Here is a 23,704-nt window from a genome sequence, read left to right on the forward strand (position 1 = left end):
CCGCTCTACCGATGCGTTCTCGGATAGGGATTTGGCTCCGGCGGCGTCCAATTGGCGAGCGTCGCGGGATCGGGTTTCCATATCTCGACTTTCAAAGGATAGCAGGCGGCCGCATCGCTGGAATGGCTTGCGCCGCAATCGCCACCTGGGCAGGCCGACAAGGCGCCGAGAAGATCGATCTCTGCAAAGAATTCGATGAAATCTCCCGGCCGCACGGGACTGGCCTTCATGAAATATTGGTGTGTATCCCTGGTGAAGCCGGTGCACATGAAAACATTCAACACATCATGCACATGCATTTCGGCCTGTTCGAGCGGCATGCCCGTGTCGGCGGCAAGCGCCCGCGTCAGGTTCGAATGGCAGCAGTGATGATAATCACCGCCCTTCAGCAACCGGTTGGTATAGGGATCGCAGCGGGTGCCGATGACATCATGAATGCCGGCGCCGTCATCGTCCCAACCGTACCAGCCGAGACTGTCATAGGTGATGGTCGCCATGGGGCGCAGGTAGGGCAGCGTGCTCCAGAGACGATCACCGACACCGACATGGGTGGCATGCAATGCCCGCGTCTTGCCGCTGAAAAACCGTTCGGTGAGATCGGCAGCGTTCCACAGATTGAGGTCACCGACCTGTGGGCCGTCGACGCTGACGATGCGGAAGAAATGCCCCTGCGGAACATGGAAGCTGCCCGCCTCGCGCGGCGGCACGATCAGTTCGTTGACCTTCGTCAGCGTTTGGCGGGCGGCCTCGAGCAGACCGAGATCGGCAGCCGGCAGCGTTTCGACGGGATAGACAACCACGGGCGGTGCTGACCGCCGCTCGGCTGCGTCAGATGGAATTGGCACTATCGACTGCTTCGACATCCTGATATTTCCGCTCCGCCGGCGGCCCCCGGGTGCTGCGCCCGGTGACACGCGATAAGTCGCCGAGCACTCTTAGCGAGGCTGCGTCACTGGGCAACCGAGATGATCCTTGCCCTATGGGCAAGTTTTGCTTAGTCATCCTGACATGAGAAACCTTCCCCTCGCATCACTGCGGGCATTCGAAGCCGCCGCACGCCACGAAAGCTTCGTCAGGGCGGCTGCCGAACTGAACCTGAAACCGGCCGGCATCAGCCAGCATGTGAGGGCAATGGAGAATTGGCTCTGCATCCCCTTGTTTCGGCGTCATAGCCGCGGCGTGACGCTGACGGCCGCCGGCAGGGAGTTCGGCGCAGCCGTCACGCATGCGTTGGTCCATATCGACGTCGCCGCCGGGCAGTTGCGCCCGGAGGCGAACAGCCGGCCGGTCAGCGTCGCGTGCATTCCTTCCATGGCGGTGCGATGGCTTATTCCGCAGCTGCCGAGACTGAGAACTGCTTATCCTGATATCAGGATCAACATTGTCTATGCGCTCGACGCCAGGACGCCGGAAGCTGCCGGTGCCGACCTGCTGATCTGCCATGGCGTCCGACCGAGCACCGGCGCCATCAAGCTCCTGGATGCCGAGACCAGACCAACCTGCTCAGCGGAATTCCTCGCTCGGCATGGTCCCTTTCATGTGCCGGCCGACCTGCTTGCCTGCGAAATTCTGCACGATGAGACAACCGATGCCTGGGCACGCTGGTTGTCAGGTGCCGGCATCCATTCCGCGCCGAAGGCTGGACCTATTTTTGCCGACTTCAATCTCATGATCGGCTCGTTGATCAGCGGCCAGGGTGTCGGCCTTTGCCCGACCGCGCTGATCGCAGACGGGATCGCGGCGGGTTTGCTCGTTTCCCTCTTCGAGAGAGCTTCCGATATGGATAAGGCCTACTGGCTCATCGAGGCGAAGGGGCTCTCGCGCGAGGCGAGAACGCTTCGCGATTGGCTGCTGGCAGCAAGGCGGGACGAGACCTGACGGGCCGATCAGGCCTTGGCGCGCTTCAGAACAGGTAAATCCTGATGTGTCATGCGCCAGATGTTGCGACCATCGGCCTTGGCGCGATAGAGCGCCCGATCCGCCTCCTGCATGAGCGCTTCGCGGTCCACTCCGTCAGCCGCAGCAATGCCGATGCTGATGCCGAGGCGGATGGCAAGACCGTTGATGGTAAAAGGCTGCTCGAAGGCGCCGATGCAGCGCTCGGCGAGATCAATCGCTTCGGCTCTTTCTCCCGTCATCAGGATTGCGAATTCATCGCCCCCGAGCCGGGCGACCAGATGACCTCGCGCATGCATCTGAAGCCGATTGGCGACATTTCTCAGCACCTCATCCCCGGCAGCATGGCCAAACGTGTCATTGACGGGCTTGAACCCGTCCAGATCCAGGCAGCAGATGATGACCTTTCCTCGTTCCTCCGATGCAAGGGCTTTTTCGAGCGCCTTGTAGAATTGCATCCTGTTCGGCAGGCCTGTGAGAATGTCGTGATGCGCCAAACGATTGGCTTCAGTCTCGGCAAGAATTCTGTCGCTAACGTCGGCCACGGTAAGCAGCAGCCGATGCTCGGCTCCCTCGTGGAGTTGGCGGACATAGATCAGCACGTGGCGCTCCGATCCGTCCTGCGTCGTCTGTCGCCAGATCGTGCGCGCATCACAGTCACTGTCGAGATGGAGGAGGACTTTCTCGAATGCCTGGAGTTCGCTGTCTACATGCATGTCGCAGGCTCGCTTCGACAGTAGTACCGCAGGTTGGATACCATAGAAATCAACAGCTGCCCTGTTGGCCTGAAGAATGGCGAGGCTATCGCCATCGCATAGAAGCATCGGCATGGGATTGGCGTCAAACAATTGGCGAAGCCAGTCCTCCCGCTGCTTGAGGCCGGTGATATCGATGCGCATGCCGATCGCGCCGCCGTCGGGCGTGCGCCGGTCGTCGTGGCGCAGCCACCTGCCGTCCCGCAACTGCTGCTCCTCCTGCGAAACCGGCTGATGGAACTTCTTCATGCGTTCGCTGAGCCAGACCTCCTTGTCTTCGACAAGTTCGCACATCCCGTCGCCGGCGAGGCTGGTCCTCAAAATATCCTCAAAGGCGACACCGGGCCTGAGGTGCTCGGCTATGTCAGCATAGAGTTCGGCATATTTCTGGTTCCAGAGCACATAGCGGTCGTTGGCGTCGAACACGCAGACCGCCTCCGGCAACATCTCGATGACATAGCGCAGCCGCAGATTGGCCTCACGCGCCGCATGACCTGCCGGACGCTCGTCATCGACAGGTTCGAGGAACGCCGCCGTGACTGTTTCCGCGCCTGTGGGCCAGCTTATGACCTGCACGCGGCATAGCCGACGACAACCGGGACGATCTCCGGCAAGCACCGTGCAGACGCCGGATAACAACGGCCATTCGGGCATGAGTTCGGCAATACCCATGCCGGAAAGCCGGTCTTCGAGATGGAGGAGATGCCTGGCTTCGGCATTGGCAAAGATGACATGACCGGTGGTGTCGAGCACGATCACCGCCATCGGACATGCCTCCAGGAATGCAAGGATCTCAGCACCAAGCGTCATTAGTCCAACCGTAAAGTCGCTTCAGCAGATCTTTCGGATGTGACTTTAACAGCGGAACGTAAAGGAATGTAATCAAGTCTCACAGTGCGAGAATTTCATACTCACTTCGAAGCAAGACAAGGTTTCTCGAAAGTTAAAATAAGACCCGGATGGAATGTTCCAGGACGAGATGGCTTCGGTAGCGCATTGCTTTCACCACTTCGACTTCGATTTCATCACAACGTCGGGCCGCGTCTTCTCGCCTCAGTAGGCAACACGCGAGTCCGCCACGCCTGCACAATTAGTAGGATTTTCCATGAACCGGCAAACGAAAGAAATAAATAGTCTATAGATTTTATAGATAATTAGACACCCTCCCATCATCGCTTCCTGAGATTGCAACCTCAAACGGGAATATCACGATGACATTGGCAAAGACATTGGGAATGGCTGCGCTCGGCCTCATCTCCCTCGGCATGTTCAACAACGTGGCAATGGCCGAGACGAGCCCACCGCTGCTCGACAAGGTGCCGCCGGGAACGGTTCTGACGATCGGCGATCCGGTCACGCAGAAGGCTCTGGAGGTTTCCGGCCTCATCAAGGAATTCACCTTCGAGGTCAAATGGGCCAATCTCAGCGGCGGCCCTCAGACCTCCGAAGCCTTCCGCGCGCACGCTCTCGATGTCGGCTCCGTGGCCGAAATCCCGTCGATCTTCGCGACCTGGAACAACCTGCCCGTCCGCAACATCGCCTATCGCGAACGCAAGGACCCGATTGCCAATCCAATCTACCGTTTTGGTATCGCGCCTGGCGTCGACGTCAAGTCGCTCGCGGATTTCCGCGGCAAGCGCATCGCCTTCAGCCCCGGCCAGGCCCAGGGCACGCTCGTGCTTCGCGCGCTCCATGCAGCAGGCCTGACGAAGAAAGACGCCACGCTGGTCGAGCTGCCGAGCACCGCCGATGTCTATCCGAAGGCGCTTGCCAGCAAGCAGGTCGATATCGCGCCGCTCGGCGGCGTCAATATCCGACGCTACATCAGCCAGTACGGCTCCGATGGCGCAAGCCTGATCGAGCACGGACTTCGTGATGACCCCACCCACCTCTATGCACCGCAATGGGTGCTGGACGATCCGGCAAAGGCAGCCGCCCTTGCCGAATATGTCCGCCTCTGGGCGCGCGCAACCGAATGGATCGATCAGAATCCGGAAATCTGGATCAAGGAATATTACATCGGCCAGCAGGGCCTCAGCCGCGAGGACGCCGAATTTCTCGTCAAGCTCGCAGGCACCCAGGTGATCCCCGATAGCTGGGCGGACGTGAAGAAGCGCCATCAGGAAACCATCAACCTGTTGGCCGACGAACTTGGCTACAAGCCCTTCGACGTCGAACAGATCTTCGACAACCGCTTCGAAAAAATCGCTGCAGGCACTCTGACAAGAAGCCAGTGATCGCACATGCCGTCCACAGTAAAGAGAGGAGATCGCAAGCATGGCAACCACCTGGGATGCAGATAGTGTCAAGACATCACGGATATCGCCGCGCGAAAGCGCTGGCGTAACAGCCACAGCAAAACACGGAGCCTCCCGCGCCCGCCGTAGGCTCGGCCCAGGACGCGAGATACCCTTCGGACTGCAGATCGGCCCGGCACTGCTGGTGCTGGCCTGGATTGCCGGATCGGCACTCGGCTGGATCGATCCGCGCATTCTCTCGGCACCCTGGACGGTCGTCGAGGCCTTCGGACGGCTGATCGCCGAGGGCCGCCTGCAGGACAACTTCGTGACGTCTGCGACCCGCGCACTGCTGGGCCTTAGCATCGGCCTCGTCATCGGCACGGCTCTCGCAGTCATCGCCGGCCTGTCCCGTGTCGGCGAAGCGCTGATCGATGGGCCGATCCAGATCAAGCGCGCCATCCCGACGCTGGCGCTGATCCCGCTTTTCATCCTGTGGTTCGGCATCGGCGAAGGCATGAAGGTCACGACCATCGTGCTTGCCGTCATCATCCCGATCTACATCCACACCCACAACGCACTGCGCAGTATCGACAGCCGCTATGTCGAGCTCGCCGAGACGCTCCGCATGAGCCACAAGGACTTCATCTTTCAGGTCGTGCTGCCCGGCGCCCTGCCCGGCTTCCTTCTCGGTCTGCGCTTTGCCGTGACCCTCTGCTGGGTGTCGCTCGTGGTGGTCGAACAGATCAACTCCACCAGCGGCCTCGGCTACATGATCGATCTTGCCCGCACCTATGGCCAGACGGATGTCATTCTCGTCGGCCTCGTGGTCTATGTGCTGCTCGGCCTCGTCTCGGACGGTCTCGTCCGCCTGCTCGAACGGAGGGTCCTGTCATGGCGCCGCACTCTGGCCAACTGAAACCCGCCGTGCATGTGGAAAAGCTCGTGCGACGTTTTGCGGCGAAGACGATCCTCGACGGCGTCGATCTCGATATCGGTGAGGGCGAGTTCGTCGCCCTGCTCGGCAAAAGCGGCTCGGGCAAGAGCACGGTCCTCAGAGCCCTTGCCGGTCTCGACCACGAAGTCGAGGGAACGGGGACGCTCGAGACACCCGAAAAACTTTCGGTCGTCTTTCAGGATGCCCGTCTGCTGCCCTGGCGCACGGTCATTCAGAACGTCACGCTCGGGTTGCCGGGTGAAACCGGACAGGAAGCCGGACGCAAGGCGCTCGCCGAAGTCGGTCTCGAAGGACGGGAAACTGCCTGGCCGAACCAACTTTCGGGCGGGGAACAGCAGAGGGTGGCGCTCGCCCGTTCGCTGGTGCGGGAGCCGGCGCTGCTGCTGGCCGACGAACCCTTCGGCGCGCTCGATGCGCTGACCCGGCTGAAGATGCATGACCTCTTGCGGGAGCTTTGCGCCAGACACCGCCCCGCCGTTCTCCTCGTCACCCATGATGTCGATGAGGCGATCTCGCTCGCCGACCGGATCCTCGTGCTCGACGAGGGTCGTTTCGTGGAGGATCTGCACGTCGACTTGGCCATGCCGCGCGATCACGGCGATCCGCGCTTCGCACAGATCCGAACCCGTCTTCTAAGCCGGCTCGGGGTTGATGCCACCGGCCGTCACGCTGCCTGAAACCAAAGGAGATCGTCATCATGGCTAGTCAGAAAAGACAGATACGGCTTGGCGCGTTCATCATGGCAACGGGCCATCATGTTGCCGCCTGGCGCCACCCGGACGCACAAGCCGACGCCGGCCTGAATATCGATCACTATCGCGAGCTCGCCCAGACCGCCGAGCGCGGCAAGTTCGACCTGGTTTTCGTTGCCGACAGCCCGGCAGGCTGGGAGCGGGCCAAAGACCCCGAAGCGCTGCGCCGCACCGCGCAGGGCGCCCACTTCGAGCCGGTGACCCTATGGGCGGCGCTTTCGCAGGTCACAAGCCATATCGGCTTTGTCGCAACCGCCTCCACCACCTATGAAGACCCCTATCTGCTTGCCCGCAAATTCGCTTCGCTCGACTATATCTCCAAGGGGCGCGCGGCCTGGAACGTCGTCACCACGGGGGCCGATGTCTCCAAAAATTTCTCGATCCCCGGCCACCCGGCTCATGCCGACCGTTACGCGCGGGCTGAGGAATTCGTCGATTTGGTGAAGGGCTTGTGGGATTCCTATGAGGACGATGCCTTCATCCGCGACAAGGAAAGCGGCGTCTATCTCGATCCGGACAAGGTGCATCAGCTCGACCACAAAGGCCAGTTCTTCTCCGTCAGTGGCCCCTTGAATGTCGGCCGCCCGGTGCAGGGTTATCCCGTCATCGTCCAGGCGGGCGCATCCGAGCCGGGACGCGAGCTCGCGGCGCGCACGGCCGAGATGATCTTCACCGCGAACCAGACGCTGGAAGACGCTCAGGAATTCTACTCCGACGTCAAAGGACGTCTTTCCCGCTACGGGCGCGGCCCGGACGAGCTGCTGATCAGCCCCGGCATCTTCCCGGTGCTCGGCAGCACGGAGGCTGAGGCCAAGGCAAATTACGACTATATCCAGTCGCTCGTTCACCCCTCGGTCGCCTGGAACATCCTGTCACGCCACTACAAGGGCGTCGATCTCTCCGGTTATTCGCTCGACGATCCGGCCCCGCCGCTTCCTGACAACACCGAGCTCAACAAGAGCCGCCTGAAGCTGGTCACCGATCTGGTCTCGCGCAACAATATGACGCTGCGCGAATTCTATCTGGCCGTCGCGACCGCCCGCGGCCACCGCACCGTGGTCGGCACGCCGGAACAGGTGGCGGACGCGATGCAGGAATGGTTCGACAATGGTGCCGCCGACGCCTTCAACATCATGCCGCCGATCCTGCCGAATGGGCTGACCGATTTCGTCGATCAGGTCGTGCCGATCCTGCGCAAGCGCGGTCTTTTCCGCGAGGAGTACGAAGGCACGACGCTGCGCGAGAACCTCGGCCTGCGGCGTCCACCGAATGGGCTGGCGCTGAGAGCCCGGCAGGGCACATCGGCCCGGGCGGCCGGATAACCCCCCCTTCGCGGAAACACGCGGGCGATCGCAACGCAGCCGGCCGCACTATTCCTTCTCATTCAATCACAAAGAACCGCAGGCGCATCACATGAGCAGCAATCCGGAATTCCTTTGGTATATCCCCAATGCCGTCAAAGCCGGCCATCGCGGCGATTCCGCAGTCGCAGACCATAACAGCTTGGAAACGCTGACCAGCCACGCCAGAGCGCTGGAAGAGCACGGCTGGAAGGGCGCGCTCATCGGCACCGGCTGGGGCCGCCCCGACACCTTCACGCTGGCCACCGCGCTTGCGGCACGCACCACCACCTTCGAGCCGCTGATCGCAATCCGCCCCGGCTACTGGCGGCCGGCGAATTTCGCCTCGGCGGCAGCCTCGCTTGACCATCTCACCGCTGGGCGGGTGCGGGTCAATATCGTCTCTGGCAAGGACAATCTTGCCGCCTATGGCGACAGTGAAGGCGATCAGGCGCATCGCTACGGCCGCACCAAGGAATTCATGCGGCTGGTGCGAAAACTATGGACCGAGGAAAACGTCACCTTTGCCGGTGAACATTTCGGGGTCAGCGAATCCACCGTCGTTCCCCGCATCGAAGCCCGCGGCGAGCGGCGTCATCCGAAACTCTATTTCGGCGGCGCCTCGGAAGCGGCCGAGCGTGTCTCCGCTACTGAAGCCGATGTTCAGCTCTTCTGGGGCGAACCGCTCGATGGCGTGAGGGAACGGATCGAACGCTTGAAGAGGCTGAGCCGTGACCTCGACCGCGACCTGCCGCCACTTCAATTCGGGCTTAGGATCACGACCCTGGTGCGCGACACCACCGAAGAGGCCTGGGCCGACGCCGAGGCGAAGGTCGCCGAGATGGCCAACAATAGCGGTGCCGGCTGGCACGACCACCAGCGCGCCGTCGCCGTCGGCCAGCAGCGTCTGCTCGATCTGCACCAGCGCGGCGAAGTGCTTGACGACAATCTCTACACCACGCCCGGCAAGTTCGGCGGCGGCGGTGCGGGCACGACCTGGCTGGTGGGCTCCGCAGCAGATGTCGCTCGCTCGCTGCGCCAATATGAGGCGCTCGGCATCAGCCATTTCGTGCTCTCCGACACGCCCTATCTCTCCGAGATCAAGCGGCAGGGTAGCCAGCTACTGCCTTTGCTGAGAGATCCCGCGCGGTTCGATGCTGATCTGCAGGAAACGCATAAAACCGGCGTTGCCCAAGAGCACACATAAGCGCACCCGGTCATCCCTGACCGGGTGCGCGCTGCTTTAGGCGAGTTTCAGACGGGCGGCTCAATGGGCGCCCGTGCCTCCACCGGTCTGCGGCTTTTTGGTGAAAAGCAGGGCGAGTGCCGCCAGCGCCAGCACGACGCCGATGACAGCAAACGTGTCGCTGAAGCCCATAATCAGCGCCTGGCGCTTGACGATCTGGCCGAGCGCGACGATCGCCTTCTGGGATGCGACGGCCGGATCGGTGACCCCATGCTGGGTAAAGTAGCCTGACAGCTGGGTCAGGCGATCACGGACCTCATCACGGGTCAGCGTAATCGACTGGCCGATAATGTTCGAGTGGAACTGCTCGCGCTTCGTCAGGATCGTGCCGAGCGAAGCCGTGCCGACGGCGCCGCCGAGGTTGCGCAGCATATTGGTCAGCCCCGAAGCAGCGGCTGCATCGGCGGGTGCAATGCCGGCGGTGGTGATTGCAGTGATCGGCGTTAGCACCAGGGCCTGGCCGATAGCACGCACGATATTCGGGATCCAGAACTGATCGCCGGCATTGTTGGCTGAGAGCGTAATGTTCATGAAGCAGCTGATCGCGAAGATCGAGATACCGAGGAAGCCGATATAACGGGCGTCGAAGCGCTTCATCAGAACCGGAACAAGCGGGATGAGCAGCAACTGCGGCAGGCCGGTCCAGGCAAGCACGTTGCCGATCTGCTCGGCATTGTAGCGCTGCACCTGACCGAGATATTGCGGCAGGATATAGACCGTGCCGAAGAGTGCGACGCCGACCAGCACATTGACCAGCACGCCGATGCCGAAATTGCGCTGGGTGAGCAGCCGCAGCTTTACCAGCGGCTTCTTGACGGTCAGCTCAATCCAGATGAAGGCCGCCAGGAAGACAAAGGCGACGATGCCGAGCTTGACGATGAAGGGCGAGGAGAACCAGTCGTCCTTGTTGCCTTCTTCCAGCACGGTCTGCAGAGCGGACAGGCCGATCGCCATGGTTATGATGCCGGCCCAGTCCCCTTCCTTCAGGAGGTGAAGCTGCATCGGCTGCTTGTCCAGCGTCGCTGCGAGAGCCGCCGCCATGATGAGGCTCGGGATGGTGTTGATGAAGAAAATCGTCTGCCAGCCGTAATTTTCCGTCAGGTAACCGCCGATCGTCGGGCCGATGGCCGGAGCGAAGGTGACCGACAAGGCGAAGACGGCAAGACCAAGCGGCTGCTGGCTCTTCGGCAGCTTGGTCAGCACCATGGTGAAGGCCATGGGGATCAGCACGCCACCCGCAAAGCCCTGCAGGCCGCGCAGCAGGATCATCGTGCCGAGATCATGTGCGAAGGCACAGGCCATCGAGAAGAGCGGGAAGAGGATGGAATTGACCAGGATATAACGGCGGAACGAGAAGACATTGCTGAAATAGGCCGTCAGCGGAATGACGACGATCTCGCCGATGAGGTAGGAGGTCGAGATCCAGGCGCCGTTATCGACGCCCGTGCCGATGCCGCCCTCGATATCGAGGAGGGAGGCATTGGTGATCTGGATATTGAGGATCGCCATGAAGGCACCAATCATGCCGGCGAGAACGGCGATCCAATCCCTTGTGCTGGCCTTGGTGCTGGCGCGCGGCTGCGGGATGGCACCTGACGTTGCTGCGATACTGGACATGACACGATCTCCTGCCCCTTCGCTTAGTTCCTGGCAGCATCGACCTTGGTATCGATGCTCGGCTGGACCGACATGCCCGGGCGCAGATCGCCCTTTTCGGCGGCATCGCCATCAAGCACGATCTTCACCGGAATGCGCTGAACGACCTTGGTGAAGTTCCCGGTGGCGTTGTCGGGCGGCAGCAGGGCGAATTCCTGACCGCTTGCCGGAGCCAGGCTGTCGACATGGCCGTGATAGGTGCGGCCCGGGAACATGTCGACCTCGATATCGACCGGCTGGCCGGCATGAACGTCCGTCAGCTGCGTTTCCTTGTAGTTGGCAACGATGTAGGCTGCCGTCGTCGGCACCACCGCCATCAGTTGCGTGCCGGCCTGAACATATTGGCCGACTCGCAGCGTCCGGTTGCCGATGGTGCCGTCAACGGGCGCGACGATCGTCGCATAGGAGAGATTGAGCTCGGCCTGATGGGCGACGGCCTGGTCGTGGGCAAGTGTCGCCTTGGCCTGGGCAAGTTCGGCATTCAGAAGGTCGACCTGCTTGGTTGCGGCATCGAGAGCCGCCGTGTCCCGTACGATCGTTGCCTGGGCAGCGGCAATTGCGGAGGCCGCCTGCTGGGCCGTCTGGACCGGGGCATAACCGTTGGTGGCCAAGTTCGTATAACGCTTGTTGTTCTGCTCGGCGAAGATCTCGTTGGCCTTGTCGACATCGAGCGTGGCGCGGGCGGCGGCGATGGTCGATTGCTGGATGTCGAGCGAGGCCTGCTTGGCATTGACGGTCGCTTCGGCCGCAGCGACATCGGCGCGGGCCTGGTCAAGCGCGGTGCGGAAATCGCGGTCATCGATGCGGGCGAGCGGCTGGCCTGCCTTCACCGTTTCATTGTCGCCGACGAGGACTTCGGCAAGATAGCCCGAAACCTTAGGCGCAACGGTGGTGCTGTCGGCCTCGACGTAGGCGTCGTCGGTCGAGACCTCGAAGCGGCCGACCGTCCAATAATTATGGCCATAATAGGCAGCAGCGGCGATGATGGCGATAGCCGCCACGCCCATCATCAGCGATCGGCCGCCGCGCCTACGAGCCGGCGCATCAGCGGTTGGCGCCGTTGCTGCGGGCTCGACAACACGCGGCGTCTTGCCTGCATCGAGCGTTGCAGGGGCGGCTTCCGGGGCAGTCTCAACGACAGATGTGTCTGCCGGGGCAGCGTTGTTATTCAGTGCATGCAGTGTCTTGACGGACATTGTCTCTCTCCAAGGTGAAGGTCGCTGTCGTCTTGGCCGCGGCCCTGAAATCCGGCTCAAGTCCAATTTAGGAAACTTGATGTTTTCCAAAATATGCACTAAAAATGAGATGTCAACGAGAATTTGGAAAATCACAATGGTCCAAAATCACAAAATCGAGAAGAAGCCGCGCGGCAGGCCGCAGGTACGTTGTGACGAGGATACGCGCAGCGTGCTTATCGAGGCTGCCAACAAGCAGTTTCACGAGAATGGTTATGCCGCGGTCAGCATCGCGGCGATTGCACAGGAAGCCGGCGTTTCGACCAAGACGCTCTATCGCCTGTTTCCGACAAAGGCAGATCTGTTTTCCGAAATGGTCTCGGATCGCACCGGACGCTTCCTCTTGGCGCTCGATCCCGGCACCTTGGCAACGACCGAACTCCACCAGGGACTGGAGCGCATGCTGATGGCCTATGGCATGCTGACGCTCTCGCAGGACACGATCACGATTACCCGCCTCGTCATCGGTGAATCCGACCGCTTTCCTGAACTCGCAACCTCCTTTTATGAGAAGGCGATCGTCCGAACCAATACATCGATGGAAAGCTGGCTGCGCCGGCAGGTGGAGCACGGGTTGATCAAGCTCGAGGATCCGCACGCCGCTTGCGGCATGCTGCGCGGCATGATGATCATGGAACCCCAACGCGCCGCCATGCTGCGCCAGCTGCCGGCGCCCAACATCGAAGAGATCGCGGCAAGGGCGAGAATGTGCGCGGATATTTTTCTGAAGGGATGTGCTGTCTAGGGCATGGAAATGCCTGCAGTCGCGCGGAAATATCGCAGATCGGGCAATCGCCCGAGCACGAGCTTGCGGACTGCCGATCGACGCGTTGCGGGCAGCCACGACGAACAAGGACTGACCCGCATGGGGCGAAGGCGCGCCGAGTGCCTTAATCCTGGAGCACCGCCGCGATAATCGCGACGGCGCCCAAAGCGAACTTCCGCAACACGTCAGGCCGCGAGAACCCCCGCCTTTTTCGCCGTCCAGATGGCGATCAAGTCCATCAGCGCGGGCGACAGGCAATCGTAAGGCTCAAGCCCAACCTCCTTGAGATGAGACCGCACGGCGCTCATCTTTCCAGGGTCGTATCCGCTTTCGATGATGGACGATACGAAGGCCGCAAAGCCGGGGCCGGCCCAGCCTTTCTCCTGGAACCGTTCGGGATGGACGAAGGACAGTCCCTGGAAGGCGTGCTCGCGCTCGACCGGCCCGTACATGTGAACCCCGCAATCCCTGCAGGCATGGCGCTGGATCAGCGCCGACGCGTCGACGACCGCCAGCTTGTTTCCATTCTCCAGAACCTCGACATTCTGCGTCGGGGTCACGGCAACCACCGAAAAGACCGCCCCCTTCGGCTTCCAGCATTTCGTGCAGCCGCAGGCATGGTTGTGGGCGATATCGCCCTTGATGCGGACCTTCACCGGGTTGCTCGCGCAGTTGCACACCAGCGTGCCGCCGGCAAATGACGCATCGCTCGCCCGGTATCCGGAATCCACGATCGGGTGGATCGCTACATTGGTCATGCGTTGTCTCCTTCCCTTCCTGGGCCGAGGCGGGATGCCGCGGCCAAGCCCTTCCTCATCGCGCAAAACAGTCGACGGTCAGCGCGAGATCGCCTCGTCGGGTGAGTATATCACCGCTACGAACGTGTGCCGTTTAAAAGCAGGAGACGACACCCCTTGGAGATCTGATGCGCTGGGTGAGCGCCAACATCACAATAACGCGCTATGACCAAGAGCGTGGACTTCTTCATTGACCGGAGTCAACGTTCAAGAGCGTTGGGCGTGTCCTGCTGATCCGGCTCGACTTCTGAGCCAAGCACCCTCTTCCCTGGCCTCCGCTGCAGAACCCATTCGGTGGCATGGCAATCTTCAGACGCCAAAGACGACTGCTCCGCCAATCATCCCTGCGCCGGCCGCAGCCAGAAGCAAATGTTCGCCAGGAGCGAACGGTTGCTGCTTGTTGGCCAGGGAGAGAGACAGAGGGATGGTGGCGGCCGAGGAGTTTCCGAATTCCCCTATGGTCCGCACCGCCTTGGCGGGCTGGAGGCCAAGCTGATCACAGGCAGCGTCGATAATGCGGGAATTGGCCTGATGCGGGACGAAGCGATCTATATCGCTTGCGGCCAGTCCGGCTTGTTCCATGGCCCTGACCGACGATTGCGTCATCATCCGGACAGCGTGCATAAACACAGCTCTCCCGTCACGCATCGTCATCCGAAGGTCCCGCGGATTGGTTCCGATCTCAAAAGGGCGCGCACTGCCGCCGGACGGGATCTGAATAAGGTCGTAATTCTCTCCCTCCTGCATCAGTTCGACCCCGAGGACACCGCCATGTGGATCCCTCGAAGGCGCAAGCACGACTGCGCCGGCAGCGTCCGCGAAGACTGCAGCGGTCCCCCGCTCGTCCATGTTGATGCGCCGACTGAGTATGTTGGCGGCAACGACAAGGGCAGGCCTACGCCAGGCCCTGACAAAACCGTCGGCTAACACAAGCGCGTAGAGAAAGCCGGAACAGGCGCCTGCAAGGTCGATCGCTCCCGAGGCTTGCAAGCCGAGACGGCATGCAAGCAGCGGAGCCGAAGGCGGCAGAAGATGATCCGGCGTCGATGTTGCAAGAAGGGTCAGCGCAATGTCGCTGCGGTCCACGCCTGCTTCCTCAAGCGCCATCGCACCCGCGTTCGTCGCAAGATCCGTCAGTGTCTGGCCGGGCATCGCCCAGCGTCGCGAGCGGATGCCGGTCCGCCCCTCGATCCAGCCCGCATCGAGGCCAAGCTGCATTTCGATTTCCAGGTTCTCGACACGCCGCTCGGGAACATAATGCCCGAAGCCGGCCATCCGGCTAACGATCGTCACGATGCCGCTTTCCTGATGAAATCCGCCGCCTCTTCAATGGCGCCATAGGCCCGATCGAGATCGCTTTCTGTCACGCAATATGGCGGCATCAGATAGATGACGTTCCCGAGCGGGCGGATGAGGAGATCTCTTTGACGAAAGAAAGCCCTGAGACGCGGGCCAACCTCGGAAAGATATCCTGTTGTTTCGACGGCGAGATCGAGCGCGGCAATCGTGCCCTGCTGACGAATATTGGAAAAACGGGGATCGGGCCGAAACCGCGCCAGCCTTTCACGGTGCATGTCCGTAACCGTCTGAATACGCTCCTGCACCGGCTCCTTGCACCACACGTCAAGATTTGCCAGAGCGGCGGCACAGGCGATGGGATTGGCGGTATAGGAACTGGAGTGAAAAAACATCCGGCTGCGATCGTCCGAAAGATGCGCAGCAAATATCTCGGCCGTGCACAAGGTTGCCGCCAGAGGCAGGGCGCCGCCGGTAATCCCCTTCGAAAGGCACAGGATGTCGGGGGTGATGCCGGACTGTTCGCATGCGAGCAGGGTTCCGGTCCGCCCCCAGCCCGTCATCACCTCGTCGGCGATCAGGAGCGTCCCGTATCGTTCGGTGATCCGCCTGAATTCCGTCAGCAGATGAGGCGAATACATCTTCATGCCTCCGGCGCCGAGAACCAAGGGTTCAATCAGCAGGGCCGCGATCTCGCCGCCGCGGCAGAACCGTTCGAGGGCGTCGAGCGTCTGCTGCTCGCGGCCTGGTTCCGGGAACGGGATGGTGTCGACATCAAAGAGCAGAGGCGCGTAGGGCGCATTGAAGACACCACGTTCGCCGGCGGACATGGTGCCGATCGTATCGCCGTGATAGCCATGCTCCATGACGACGATCCGCGAGCGCGGCGCTCTGTTGTTGTGGAAGAACCCGAGCGCCATTTTTATGGCGACCTCGACCGCGGTCGAGCCGCTGTCTGAATAAAAGACATGGGCCATGCCTGGAGGGGCCAGGCGGATCAAACCGCGGGCCAAAGCTTCCGCCGGCTCATGTGTGTATTCGGCAAAAATGATCTGGTCGAAGCGCTCCAACGCAAGCCGGATCGCCTCCATGATGGCGGGATGGCGATGCCCGTGAGTGATGACCCACCAGGACGATATGGCATCGAAGACCGAACGACCGTCCTCGTCGATCAGATAGGCGCCATCCGTCCGGACGATCTGCTTGAAAACAGGTTCGAGTTGATGCTGGCTGAATGGATGCCAGACCGGCGATGTCGAAGAAAAGCCGGTCACGCTGCAGCAACCTTCTGAAAGACCGAGATATCGAAATGCGCATCAAAAGCGCGGCGCAATGTGTCCGGTGCCAGCCTATCGAGGCGCGGCAGGCGGCCGAGAATTGGGATGCCGCTCATTTCCGTGATGATCTTCTCGGTGTCGGAGCGCTCCTCACCGATGAAAGCAATGCCAAAAATCGGAATTTGCCGTCTGCTCATCGCTTCGATCGACAGCAGGGTGTGATTGATAGTGCCGAGCCCGGTCCTGGCGCAGAGGATGACCGGTTGGCGCCAGCGCGCGAAAACGTCGATGAAGGTGACATGCCGGGTCAATGGGACGAACAGGCCACCGGCCCCCTCGACGACCAGAGGTCGCTTCGTGTCCGGTAGCAGAAGTGCATCTGGATCAATGGCGACGCCGTCGATCTCAGCCGCAAGATGCGGTGAAACCGGGGTCTGGAGGCGGCAGGCCTCGGGCAGGATCCGGTCAGGCGAAAGCCCGCCAAGTCGCCCGACCGTCTCGCTGTCCGTCTCCTCCTCGAGGCCCGATTGGACAGGCTTCCAGTAGCAAGCGTCGAGCGCACTCGTCAGCGCGGCCGCAAAGACAGTCTTGCCTATTCCGGTATCGGTCCCGGTGATGACGAAGCGCTTGTTCATGCCGCCTCCTCCGCAATCACCTCGGCAAGCTCGTCCATCATCCCTGCGATGACAGGTCTATCGACATTCAGGGTGATCGTGATGCGCAGCCTGGCCGTGCCGACGGGGACGGTCGGATGCCGGATCGCCCTGATATCATAGCCCTTCGACTGCATGCGATCGGCAGCGCGCACGGTCCGGCCATTGTCGCCGATGATGACCGGCAAGATCTGCGTGCCGCTTGCCGGCCTGCCCAGACGTTCGGCAAATCTTGTGTTGGCAAAACCAATGAGGTCGTGAAGCCTGGCCCGCCTTTCCGGCTCCCGTGACAGAATGGCCAGCGCATGGCGCACGCAAGCTGCCTGCAGAGGCGAAGGCGCTGTCGAATAGATGAAGGGGCGAGCCCTGTTGACGAGAAAATCGCAAAGCACACGACTGGCGCCGACAAGAGCACCGGCAGCCCCGAGCGCCTTACCGCACGTATGCAGGACGATGACATTGTCGCGGCCTTCGATGGCCCCGGAATAACCGACACCGCCGGCGCCGTGCACACCTGTCGCATGTGCCTCGTCGACGAAGAGAAAGCCGTTGTGGCGATCGGCTATATCCACCAGATCCGACAAGGAGCTGCGGTCGCCATCCATCGAATAGAGGCTCTCCACGACAATCCACGGAAAACCCGTCCCGCCTGCCGCACGCCAAGTGCGGATTGCATCATCGATCGCATTCGCATCATTATGCGGTAGGGAAACGACGTCGGCCCGCCCCGCTCTCATCCCTTCATGTGCGCTTGCGTGTACCAAACAGTCATGGACAATGAGATCGCCGCGCTGCGGCAGGGTCGAAAGAACGGCGAGATTTGCGGCATAGCCGCTGCTGAAATAAAGCATTCGCTCGCACCGAAAGAATGCGGCGGCCTCCTCCTCAAGGGCCTCATGCTCCGCGTGATTGCCACGAAGCAACCGCGATCCGCCGGCACCGACCGGCAGCCCACGCTCGATTGCGGCGATCAGCGCAGCACTCATGGCAGGCGATGCGGCAAGCCCCAGATAGTCGTTCGACGTGAAGTCGGCGCCGGTATCGTGGCTGAGTGCGCGCAGCCGGTTCTTCTGCCGCAGTTGCTCAAGTTTCCCATCGTAGCGGGCGAGCCGATCAGAGATCACCCGACATCTCCATGGTGACGGGTGTGAGGCCTAGCCGGCCGAGGAGCCTTGAATCGCGGTCATTGCCTGGATTGCTTGCCGTCAGCAGCGTGTCGCCGATGAAGATCGAGTTGGCGCCGGCAAAGAAGCAAAGCGCCTGCATCTCATCGCTCATTGCCGTTCGGCCGGCGGTCAGACGGACGGAGGAACTCGGCATCATCAGGCGCGCAAGGGCGATAATGCGGATGAACTCGATCGGATCGACCGGTGCGGCATTTGCCAATTTGGTGCCGGCAACGGGGATCAGCATATTGATCGGCACGCTCTCGGGCGGCGTCGGCAGATTGGCGAGCGTAACGAGCATGTCGATCCGGTCATCCTCCGTCTCGCCCATTCCCAATATTCCGCCACTGCAGACCTTGATGCCTGCCTCTCGCACATGGGCCAGCGTCTCCAGGCGATCCTCGAAGCGACGCGACGTGACGACTGCGGGGTAAAAATTTTCCGAGGTATCGATGTTGTGATTGTAATAGTCGAGCCCGGCATCCGCGAAGGTCTCCGCCTGTTCCGGCGAAAGCATGCCGAGTGTCATGCAGGTTTCGAGGCCAAGCGATTTTACCGCCTGAACCATGGCGACGATCGCTGGCTCGTCACGGGATTTTGGACTGCGCCATGCAGCACCCATGCAATAGCGCGTGGCGCCGTTTTCCTTTGCCTTGCGGGCCTCCGAAACCACGTCCTCGAGTTTCATGAGCTTGGTGGCCGTCAGGCCGGAAGCGTGGTGGGCCGATTGGCTGCAGTAGCCGCAATCCTCCGGACAGCCACCCGTCTTGATATTCAGCAGTTTGGCAAGCTCGACGCGGTTCGGGTCGAAGTTCATTCGATGGACGGTTTGTGAGCGGAAGAGCAGCTCGTTGAACGGCAGATCGTAGAGCTCTCGTGCCGAGGTCAGCGTCCAGGGATCTCTGATGCAGCCGTGCTCCGTTACCGCCTCTGTTTTCAACATGACCATTCTCCTGCACGGGCACCGACAGCAGCACGTTGGAACTCGCTTGAATTATAGATAATCTATGATTATGCTGCTCATCTAACAGGCTATCGCCCGAATTTGGCTCAATCAATCTATTTTATCATAGATTATCTATGGAATATCATGGCAGAAACAGTCGCAGAACGCATCGCTCGTGTGATCGGGGAGAGAATTGTCGCCGGAGAACTGGCTGCCGGAACGCCGCTTCGGCAGGATCATATCGCTGAGGAATTCGACGCCAGCCATGTGCCCGCTCGGGAAGCCTTTCAGCTTCTGCGCGCCCAGGGGCTGGTTGTCAGCGAACCGCGTCGCGGCATGCGTGTTGCGCCGCTGGATCAGGCTTCAATTCAGGAAACCGTCGAAATTCGCGCCGCGCTCGAGACATTGGCGCTGAGGCTGGCGGCTCCCAAGATCAATGCCGCCGCATTCGAAAGAATAGAACTGGCGCTCGCGGCCGGAGACCAGGCAAAAACCATCGAGGAATGGGAACAGGCCAACCGCAACTTTCATAAGGAATTGCTCATTCCCTGTCGGATGCCGAGACTGCTCAGCATGCTCGACGATCTTCAGCTTGCAAACTCACGCATCATATTCTCGGCCACGCGTTCGGCCGGATGGCGACCCGGGTCGAGCCATGCGCACCGACAGATCGTCGACACCCTGAAGAAGCGTGACTTCCACAGTGCGGTATCCCTGCTCGACGCCCATATCCGCGGGCTCGAGCGAGCGACGAATGACGGCAGGTCGGCTGCCGCTCAAACCAAGCCATTGCCCCGCTGATTGCCGGTGCGAAAGCACTGCTTCCACTGGGTTGCGCGCTTGGCAGGTAAACCACTCCTGCCGAGCTGATGCGCGATATTCGTGACTGGAAGCGTGACGTCTCCTTCGCCTGCAACGCGTCACGTATCGGAAAGGTCTGAGCCTACCAGAGAGACGCGTGCCGATTGACGTCCTTGTAGAGCAGATAGCGGAAGCGGCCCGGTCCACCTGCGTAGCAGGCCTGCGGGCAGAATGCGCGCAACCACATGAAATCGCCGGCCTGAACTTCCACCCAATCCTCGTTGAGGCGGTAGACGGCCCGTCCTTCGAGAACATAGAGACCATGTTCCATCACATGGGTCTCCATGAAGGGGATTACAGCACCCGGTTCGAACGTGACGATGGTGACGTGCATGTCGTAACGTATGTCCGCGGGATCGATGAAGCGCGTCGTTGCCCACCGGCCATCCGTGTCGGGCATCGCGCTCGGCTGATGCTCTTCCTCATGCGTGAAGATCGCAGGCGGCCGATCCAATCCCTCGACCTCCTGGAAGGCCTTTCTTATCCAGTGAAACGTCGCCACATCCGCGCCGTCGTTCTGGAGAGTCCATGCGCTGCCGGCAGGGAGGAAGGCAAAGGATCCTGGACGAAGAGTGTAAACGCGCCCTTCGTACCCGATCGCCAAAGTCCCCGCCACAACGAAGATTGCCGTTTCAGCGCGGGGCTCCGGCTCAGGCTTCGCGCTTCCGCCGCCAGGTGCGACCTCCATGATGTATTGCGAAAAGGTCTCCGAAAAACCCGTCAAAGGCCGCGCAAGGATCCAAGCCCGCGTATTCGTCCAGTGAGGAAGGTAGCTCGTGACGATATCCGTCATTACGCCTCGGGGGATCACCGCATAGGCAGTGGTGAAGACCGCTTTGCCGGACAGGAGATCGGTTTGCGGCGGAAGCCCACCGGGAGGGGCGTAGTAGGAACGGTTTTCCATGAAGATTCTCTCAGCAGTTTGAATGTTTCGAACGCTATTCTGAATGCTGCGGCGTCTCAAGATCGATCTGCACCGGCGGCATCGACAGCCAGCCCGTCAGGTCCGTCAACGCCGGAGAGATTCACCATTGGGTGACTGTCACGCCGACATGCTATCGCCTCTACCATTCGGCGAGACTTCCATCCTCATGCCGCCACACCGGATTACGCCAACGGTGGTTCTCCCTGGCCCGTTCCCTGACATATTCCTCGTTCACCTCAATGCCGAGACCCGGGCCTTGCGGTATCGATACGAAGCCATCGTCGTAATGGAAGATCTCCGTGTTTGAGATGTAGTCGAGGATGTCGTTTCCGCTGTTGTAGTGAATGCCCAGACTTTGCTCCTGAATGAAGGCATTGTAGCTGACGGCATCAATCTGCAGGCAGGCGGCAAGGGCAATCGGGCCGAGCGGGCAATGTGGTGCAAGCGCAACGTCGTAAGCCTCGGCCATCGTCGCGATCTTGCGGCATTCGGTGATGCCTCCAGCATGCGAGAGATCCGGCTGCAAGATGTCTACATAACCATCCGAGAGAACCCGCTTGAAGTCCCAGCGTGAATACAGGCGCTCGCCGAGAGCAATCGGCGTCGAGCAATGGTTGGCAATTTCCTTCAATGCTTCGCGGTGTTCGGACAGCACCGGTTCTTCGATGAAAAGCAGCTTGTAGGGTTCGAGCTCCTTGGCGAGAACTTTGGCCATTGGTCGATGAACCCGGCCGTGGAAGTCGGCGCCAATGCCTACGTGGGGGCCGACAGCCTCGCGGACTGCTGCAATGTTCGCAATGATCGCATCTATCTTGTCGTTGGTATCTACGATCTGAAGTTCTTCAGCACCGTTCATCTTGATCGCTTTGAAGCCGCGGGAAACCACGTCCTTGGCATTGTCAGCCACATCGGACGGGCGATCGCCGCCAATCCAGGAATAAACCTTTATCTTGTCGCGTACCTGCCCGCCGAGCAGCGAATGGATCGGCTGACCAAGCGCTTTGCCCTTGATGTCCCAGAGCGCCTGGTCGATGCCCGAGATTGCCGACATGTGGATGGCGCCACCGCGGTAGAAGCCGCCGCGATACATGACGGTCCAGTGGTCTTCGATGAGGAAAGGATCCTTGCCGACAAGGTAATCGGCGAGTTCGTGAACGGCGGCCTCGACGGTCAGCGCGCGGCCTTCGACAACAGGCTCACCCCAGCCGACGATACCTTCATCGGTTTCGATCTTCAGAAACAGCCAGCGCGGCGGGACGATATAGGTGGTCAGTTTGGTGATCTTCATGAAATATGCCTGTTCATGCGAGGATAAGGTCTGCAGCTTTTCCCGCTGCTGCCATGACAGCGGCGTTGGTGTTGCCGCTGACGATCGCCGGCATCATCGATGCATCAACCACTCGAAGGCCTCGCGTTCCCCTTACCCGCAGGCTTAGATCCAAGACGGCTTCGTGATCTGAATCCCGTCCCATCTTGCAGGTCCCAACAGGGTGGTATCCCGTCTTCACTGTCCGTTTGCAGTGAGCCGCGACGGCATCGTCGCTGGTTACGTCCGGTCCCGGAAAGATCTCCTTTTCGATCAGGTCCCTCATAGGCGACGCGTCCAACACCGTTCTCGCGAACCGGAAACCTGCCATGGTGAGACGCAGGTCGTCCGGATGGCCAAAAATCTGCGTGTCGACAATGGGATTGTCGAAAGGGTCCTTCGATGCCAGTGTCACCGAGCCTCTTGCCTTCGGTCGCAACAGAAGCGAGTTGATCGTCACGCCGTCCCTGGGTTCGGTACCCATGACGTCACGGTCGAGATAAACCGTAGGAACACAGAACATTTGGATAGTCGGTCGGTCATTATTGCCGTCTGGATCATAGAACGCGCATGTCTCGACCCCGGTGGTAGAGACCGGCCCCGACTTGAACATCAGATACTGCAATCCGGCCTTGATCATCGGCCAACCACGGTCTTGCCCATAATAACCAAACGAGCCCTTTGTGGTTGCGACGACCGGGCATTCATAGTGGTCCTGCAGATTCTTCCCGACACCAGGCAAGGCGACGACTGTCTTCAGGCCGTGCCTTGTCAGTTCATCCTCCGGACCAATGCCCGACAGCATGAGGAGCTTCGGCGTCTGGTAAGCGCCAGCTGCAAGTATGACCTCCTTGCCGGCGTCCGCCTGCTTCGATGTGCCATTCTGCACGTATCGGACGCCGGTCACCTGGTCGCCGTTCATCTCCAGCGACGTCACTGTTGCTTCAGTTTCGATCGTCAGCAGCGGGTTGTTCATAACCGGAGCGAGGAAGGCGTCGACGGCGCTGGAGCGCTTGCGAGTCCTCCAATCGATCGTGTGCTGCATGAAGCCGACCCCGAACTGGCGGGCACCATTGAAGTCAGGATTATAAGGGATTTCCATGCCCTGCAGCGTCTTCACGTAGGTGCGCGTCATCGGGCTGGTATGGCCGAGATGAGAGATCTTGAGCGGCCCGCCTACCCCATGAAATTCGCCGGCAAGATGGTCGTTATCTTCCTGCTCTTTGAAATATGGCAGCAGGTCTGCGTACGACCACGCTCCATCGTTGGAGCCTTCGGACGTGGCGAGTTCGTTCCAAAGATCGAAGTCGGCAGCCTGGCCCCGCATATAGACCATCGCGTTGACCGTGCTGCCGCCACCCAGCACTTTCCCCTGTGGGACGATCGGACCGCGCCCGTTCAGTTGCGGCTGCGGCTTCGTCTGGTGCATGGACAGATAGGTGTCCTTGGCGAGGAACTTCATGTAGCCCGCCGGAAAATGCATGATGGGGTTGGCCTTGGCGGGGCCGCGCTCCAGAAGCAGAACCTTGGCCCTGCCCTCTCGCACCAGTTTGGCCGCAACCACACAGGCAGAGCTTCCGCCGCCAACTATGATGTAGTCATAACGGTCGATCGCAGACATTCATAAACTCCAAAA

General features: G+C 60.7%; 20 protein-coding genes and 1 pseudogene. 8 read left to right on the forward strand and 13 right to left on the reverse strand.

The window, feature by feature from the left end; genetic code table 11:
• Positions 1-5: 5 nt before the first annotated feature.
• Positions 6-863, reverse strand: coding sequence for a DUF1989 domain-containing protein (locus tag FHT82_RS02085; RefSeq protein WP_183725857.1), 858 nt, complete (start codon positions 861-863; stop codon positions 6-8).
• 145 nt (positions 864-1,008) lie between these two features.
• Between FHT82_RS02085 and FHT82_RS02090 the strand changes: the two genes are divergently transcribed.
• Positions 1,009-1,878, forward strand: coding sequence for a LysR substrate-binding domain-containing protein (locus FHT82_RS02090; RefSeq protein ID WP_183725859.1), 870 nt, complete (start codon positions 1,009-1,011; stop codon positions 1,876-1,878).
• Positions 1,879-1,886: 8 nt separating this feature from the next.
• Here the strand turns inward: FHT82_RS02090 and FHT82_RS02095 are convergent, their stop codons facing one another.
• Positions 1,887-3,461 carry a diguanylate cyclase gene (locus FHT82_RS02095; RefSeq protein WP_183725867.1) on the reverse strand — a complete coding sequence of 525 codons (1,575 nt, stop codon included), beginning with the start codon at positions 3,459-3,461 and terminating at the stop codon, positions 1,887-1,889.
• 401 nt (positions 3,462-3,862) lie between these two features.
• Here FHT82_RS02095 and FHT82_RS02100 point away from each other — a divergent pair, with 401 nt between their 5' ends.
• The 5 genes and pseudogenes from FHT82_RS02100 to FHT82_RS02120 all read left to right on the forward strand — a co-directional run.
• Positions 3,863-4,888, forward strand: coding sequence for an ABC transporter substrate-binding protein (locus FHT82_RS02100; protein ID WP_183725869.1), 1,026 nt, complete (start codon positions 3,863-3,865; stop codon positions 4,886-4,888).
• 40 nt (positions 4,889-4,928) lie between these two features.
• Positions 4,929-5,807: an ABC transporter permease gene (locus tag FHT82_RS02105; protein ID WP_183725871.1), complete on the forward strand. Its 879-nt coding sequence runs from the start codon at positions 4,929-4,931 to the stop codon at positions 5,805-5,807.
• Positions 5,783-6,523: an ABC transporter ATP-binding protein gene (locus tag FHT82_RS02110; RefSeq protein ID WP_183725873.1), complete on the forward strand. Its 741-nt coding sequence runs from the start codon at positions 5,783-5,785 to the stop codon at positions 6,521-6,523. The genes FHT82_RS02105 and FHT82_RS02110 overlap by 25 nt, the downstream gene beginning before the upstream one ends.
• A gap of 20 nt (positions 6,524-6,543) precedes the next feature.
• A complete protein-coding gene (locus tag FHT82_RS02115) occupies positions 6,544-7,920 on the forward strand; it encodes an LLM class flavin-dependent oxidoreductase (protein ID WP_183725874.1) in 1,377 nt (458 codons plus the stop codon).
• 91 nt (positions 7,921-8,011) lie between these two features.
• Positions 8,012-9,076, forward strand: a pseudogene (locus FHT82_RS02120) (LLM class flavin-dependent oxidoreductase); the annotation flags it as partial.
• Positions 9,077-9,205: 129 nt separating this feature from the next.
• Here FHT82_RS02120 and FHT82_RS02125 read toward each other — a convergent pair.
• Entirely contained in the window at positions 9,206-10,801 is a 1,596-nt protein-coding gene (locus FHT82_RS02125; protein ID WP_183725876.1) for a DHA2 family efflux MFS transporter permease subunit, read from the reverse strand.
• Between the two features lie 23 nt (positions 10,802-10,824).
• Positions 10,825-12,036 (reverse strand): HlyD family secretion protein, encoded by a 1,212-nt coding sequence (locus FHT82_RS02130; RefSeq protein WP_183725878.1) that lies wholly within the window; start codon positions 12,034-12,036, stop codon positions 10,825-10,827.
• A 136-nt stretch (positions 12,037-12,172) separates the two neighbouring features.
• Here FHT82_RS02130 and FHT82_RS02135 point away from each other — a divergent pair, with 136 nt between their 5' ends.
• Positions 12,173-12,820, forward strand: coding sequence for a TetR/AcrR family transcriptional regulator (locus FHT82_RS02135; RefSeq protein ID WP_183725880.1), 648 nt, complete (start codon positions 12,173-12,175; stop codon positions 12,818-12,820).
• 206 nt (positions 12,821-13,026) lie between these two features.
• Here FHT82_RS02135 and gfa read toward each other — a convergent pair whose 3' ends face one another.
• The 6 genes from gfa to bioB all read right to left on the reverse strand — a co-directional run bounded on the left by gfa (position 13,027) and on the right by bioB (position 18,973).
• Positions 13,027-13,599, reverse strand: a complete 573-nt coding sequence (gene gfa / locus FHT82_RS02140) for an S-(hydroxymethyl)glutathione synthase (RefSeq protein ID WP_183725882.1) — start codon at positions 13,597-13,599, stop codon at positions 13,027-13,029.
• Positions 13,600-13,947: 348 nt separating this feature from the next.
• Entirely contained in the window at positions 13,948-14,931 is a 984-nt protein-coding gene (locus FHT82_RS02145; RefSeq protein ID WP_348647571.1) for a beta-ketoacyl-ACP synthase III, read from the reverse strand.
• Entirely contained in the window at positions 14,928-16,208 is a 1,281-nt protein-coding gene (locus tag FHT82_RS02150) for an adenosylmethionine--8-amino-7-oxononanoate transaminase (protein ID WP_183725884.1), read from the reverse strand. The genes FHT82_RS02145 and FHT82_RS02150 overlap by 4 nt, the downstream gene beginning before the upstream one ends.
• A complete protein-coding gene (bioD, locus tag FHT82_RS02155; protein ID WP_183725886.1) occupies positions 16,205-16,846 on the reverse strand; it encodes a dethiobiotin synthase in 642 nt (213 codons plus the stop codon). Before bioD ends, FHT82_RS02150 begins: the two co-directional genes overlap by 4 nt.
• Complete coding sequence (locus FHT82_RS02160; protein ID WP_183725888.1) at positions 16,843-17,988, reverse strand: 8-amino-7-oxononanoate synthase; 1,146 nt, start codon at positions 17,986-17,988, stop codon at positions 16,843-16,845. Before FHT82_RS02160 ends, bioD begins: the two co-directional genes overlap by 4 nt.
• Positions 17,978-18,973 (reverse strand): biotin synthase BioB, encoded by a 996-nt coding sequence (gene bioB, locus FHT82_RS02165; RefSeq protein ID WP_183725890.1) that lies wholly within the window; start codon positions 18,971-18,973, stop codon positions 17,978-17,980. Before bioB ends, FHT82_RS02160 begins: the two co-directional genes overlap by 11 nt.
• Positions 18,974-19,120: 147 nt before the next feature.
• Here bioB and FHT82_RS02170 point away from each other — a divergent pair, with 147 nt between their 5' ends.
• Positions 19,121-19,777 (forward strand): GntR family transcriptional regulator, encoded by a 657-nt coding sequence (locus FHT82_RS02170; RefSeq protein ID WP_183725892.1) that lies wholly within the window; start codon positions 19,121-19,123, stop codon positions 19,775-19,777.
• A 142-nt stretch (positions 19,778-19,919) separates the two neighbouring features.
• Here the strand turns inward: FHT82_RS02170 and FHT82_RS02175 are convergent, their stop codons facing one another.
• The 3 genes from FHT82_RS02175 to FHT82_RS02185 all read right to left on the reverse strand — a co-directional run bounded on the left by FHT82_RS02175 (position 19,920) and on the right by FHT82_RS02185 (position 23,689).
• On the reverse strand, positions 19,920-20,741 hold the full coding sequence (locus FHT82_RS02175) for a bifunctional allantoicase/(S)-ureidoglycine aminohydrolase (RefSeq protein WP_183725894.1): 822 nt from the start codon (positions 20,739-20,741) through the stop codon (positions 19,920-19,922).
• A gap of 160 nt (positions 20,742-20,901) precedes the next feature.
• Positions 20,902-22,050 (reverse strand): galactonate dehydratase, encoded by a 1,149-nt coding sequence (gene dgoD / locus FHT82_RS02180; protein ID WP_183725896.1) that lies wholly within the window; start codon positions 22,048-22,050, stop codon positions 20,902-20,904.
• Positions 22,051-22,063: 13 nt separating this feature from the next.
• Complete coding sequence (locus FHT82_RS02185) at positions 22,064-23,689, reverse strand: FAD-dependent oxidoreductase (RefSeq protein WP_183725898.1); 1,626 nt, start codon at positions 23,687-23,689, stop codon at positions 22,064-22,066.
• Positions 23,690-23,704: the final 15 nt, after the last annotated feature.

It is taken from the genome of Rhizobium sp. BK275, from assembly GCF_014193555.1.
In the GTDB taxonomy this organism is placed as follows: Bacteria; Pseudomonadota; Alphaproteobacteria; order Rhizobiales; family Rhizobiaceae; genus Rhizobium.